We start from the raw sequence: 3,292 nt of genomic DNA on the forward strand, positions 1-3,292 counted from the left end.
TCGAGGACATAGACGTCATTGCCGCCGAGCCCGCGCATGGTGTCGGTGCCAAGGCCGCCGTTCAGCGTGTTGTTGCCGCTGTTGCCGATCAAGAGATTGCTCAGGCCGTTGCCGGTGCCGTTGATGTTGGCGGCGCCGGTCAGCACCAGCCGCTCAAGACTTCCAAGCACCGTGGCTGAGTTGGCCAGGCTGTAGGAGAAGGCGGCATAGACCGTATCGGTGCCGCTGGAACCGGCGATGCTCTCATCGACGATGTCGCCGGCATTGTCGACGACATAGGTGTCGTTGCCGGCGCCGCCGAGCATGGTGTCGATGCCGATGCCGCCGTTCAGCGTATCGTTGCCGCGACCGCCGACAAGCCGGTTGTTGAGGCCGTTGCCCGTGATGTTGTCGTTGCCGATGCCGCCATAGGCGTTCTCGATGTTCGTTCCGACAGCAATCGTCAGCGACTGGCCTGCGATCGTGCTGACTGATCCGGCCGTCAGGTTGACGATGGAATTGCTGGTGACCGCCGCGGCATTCAACTGGTCGATGCCGTTGTTCGTATCGGTGATCGTGTTGTGGCCGGCCACTCCCCCGAAAGTTCCGTACTCGTTGGTAAAGACATAGCGGTCGTCCGAGCTGGCCCGGCCGAACGTCTGCAGGACGATGTCGCTGACCGTGAGGACATCGCCTCCGGCGTCGTCGACGATCCGTACCGACCACTGGCCTGCGGCGCGCTCGCCGCGGAACGCCTGTGTCTCGAAAGTCCAGGTGCCGTTGAAATCGGTGCCGCCGCCGACATCGTCGATCAGCTCGCTGACCGTGCCGTCGGGCGAGGTCACATAGATTTCCATATCGGCGGTGAAGGTCGTGGAGAAGGTGATCTGGACGGTCACGCGCTCGACTTCATCGTCGAACGTGGCGTTGCCGGTGAAGGTCGTCCCTGTCGCGTTGCCATCCGGGATAGCCGTCGCGACATTCAGCATGTCCACAAAATTGGTGAATTCGTTATTCGATGCCTGGGCCGAGGTCGAGTCGAGCCAGGTTTCGGCAAGCAGCACGGCGGCAGTGGCGTCGACCAGGCCGTAGCCGTAGTCGTTGCTGAAATGCAGGGCGCCACCGTTCCAGTTGCTCGCCGCGTTCCATTGCCAGGCATAGCGCTCGGCGCCCGCAATGCCGGTGCCGATATTGCTGCCGACATGCCGCGCCGTGTAGGCGAGGATGGTCTGCACGTCGCGCCAGCCGAGGCCCGCATTGGCGTCGTACATCAGCGAAACGATACCCGACACCATGGGGGCGGCGGCCGATGTCCCGTTGAAGCTCTCGGTGAAATCGTCCACATCGTAGCCGGCGCCGCCGACTCTGTCGGTGGTGACGACCTCGCCCGCGATCGGCGTGCCGAAGGCCGACACCAGCAACGCGGCTCCGTAGCTCGAATAGCTGGAGACGAAGCCATCCTGGTCGACGGCGGCAACGACGACCTGCCGCGTATCGTTCGTCCAGTCGTCGGCATTCACGTCGTAATCGTCCGTACGCGAATTGCCGGCCGATTTGACGATCGTCATGCCGAGGCCGCCGCGGCCCTGCGTGACCGCGGTGGTGATCGAGGTCTCGATCTCGTCGAAGCGGGCCGCGTTGTAGCCGACGCCGAACTCGCTGTTTTCGTCGTTGGCGATGCCCTGGCTTATGTTGGTCACGTCCGCCACAGTGGTAACCGCAGCATGGTGGATGGAATCTCGAATATCCTGGAGCCAGCCGTCGTTTATGAAGGCATGGATGCGGTAGCCGACAAGGGTGGTGTCGAACGCGACGCCAACCGCGCCAGTGCCGTTGTCGTCGGCGCCGATGATGCCCGCGACGGCGGTCCCATGTGCATCGGACGCCTGGCCGAACGGGTCGAAGTCGTTGACACCGTCGCCATTGTTGTTGGCGTCCCAATCGAAATCGAGGAACGTGTCGTAGTTGGGCGCGAGATCGGGGTGGGTGTAGTCGAAGCCGTCGTCGATCACCAGGGTGAACGTGCCGGCGCCCGTATAGCCGAGCTGCCAGGCGAGGAGGACATTGAGGTCGAGGAGTCCGACGACGGTTTGATTGAGATGCCACTGGGTGGCGAGCAGCGGATCGGTGGGTATGGCCATTTGAATTTGCTCCTCTAGCCGAACTGAAAACGGCAGCTCACAGGGAGCCGCCACGACTTCGAGCGCCAAAAGGCGCTCGTCAATCACTGAACGGCAAGCAAGCGGGTTAATGCTGGTGAACGACGTTCTCGGCGCGAAGCACCGGGCCCCTGCATGTCGCGGAGTGAACCATGACACCTGTCACCGTGACACGGTCGCCGATCGCAATCGAAGGAGCCAGGTAGGAAATCGAATAAACCTGTCCGTCATCTGTCCGGATCGTTGGACAGTCGACCGCGTTTCCCTTCGACGCGCGCTCACCGGTTACGGTTATTCGCGCCTGATCGCCCTGTTGTGCAAATAAGTCCCGCTTTCCTCCCGCCACAACGAATCCCTCACTGCCCTGGACCGCCGGATACAATCGCTCGGATGGAACGACTTGCAACCAGGCAACCAGAGATGGCCCCAAGCAGAAAATTACTACCTTAAACATTTTCTTGTATTTTACACTATCCTAATGAATTTAGATACGATTGTCTACAGGTAGTATGTCATATAATTTATACACTGAACATATCGTGTAAATACATTGTATGGAAACAATATAAAATATCGGTTACGTCTATCGTGCATGGCGCCACGGTCTTTCGAATAATCTTCAGTATCTTCGTTGAAACAAGAACTATCGGCAACGCGCCGTTGCCTGGAGCATTTTGCAGCCAGGTAGAATCACCTGGCTGCGCACAAACGCGGCTAAAACAAGCAGATAGGGCGGAGTGCCCCGGTTCAATCCGAATGCGTTCCACTCTATCCGGCGTCGCTGCCCCGGCTTCGTGAACCATCAACCCGGGCGCCTGCTTGACGCTTGCGCGCAACTTGAAACCTGCCTGTGCATCTCACACGACGAAGAAGTCGGCGTTTGTCATAGCAAGTCCTGTTGAGAGGGTTGCGAACTGGGTGGCAGCGGCTGCGCCGGTGCCGTCGCTGTCGTAGGAGAGCGCGCCGGTGGCGGCATTGTAGATGATGCGATCGAGCGCATCGGCGGCAGCCGCACCGATGTGGAAGGCGCTGGCGGCCAGCACGCCGGCGGCCAGCGTGGAGAAGATGGTGTTCTCCAGCATGATGGTGTCGGCCGGCACCGAGAAGTCGAAGATGGCATCGACATTGGCGGCGGCGTTGAGGGCGGTGTTGAA

Annotated in this window: 1 protein-coding gene and 1 pseudogene; both read right to left on the reverse strand. The window is 60.4% G+C overall.

All coding sequences use genetic code 11. The features are described 5' to 3' along the window. Window positions 1-2,120: S8 family serine peptidase (locus OHD58_RS30270; protein WP_263807284.1), on the reverse strand; the 2,120-nt coding region annotated here is incomplete at its 3' end. A gap of 875 nt (window positions 2,121-2,995) precedes the next feature. Continuing rightward, window positions 2,996-3,292 (reverse strand): annotated as a pseudogene (locus tag OHD58_RS30275) (calcium-binding protein); the annotation flags it as partial.

It is taken from the genome of Mesorhizobium sp. ZC-5, assembly GCF_025753855.1.
Lineage (GTDB): Bacteria > Pseudomonadota > Alphaproteobacteria > Rhizobiales > Rhizobiaceae > Neomesorhizobium.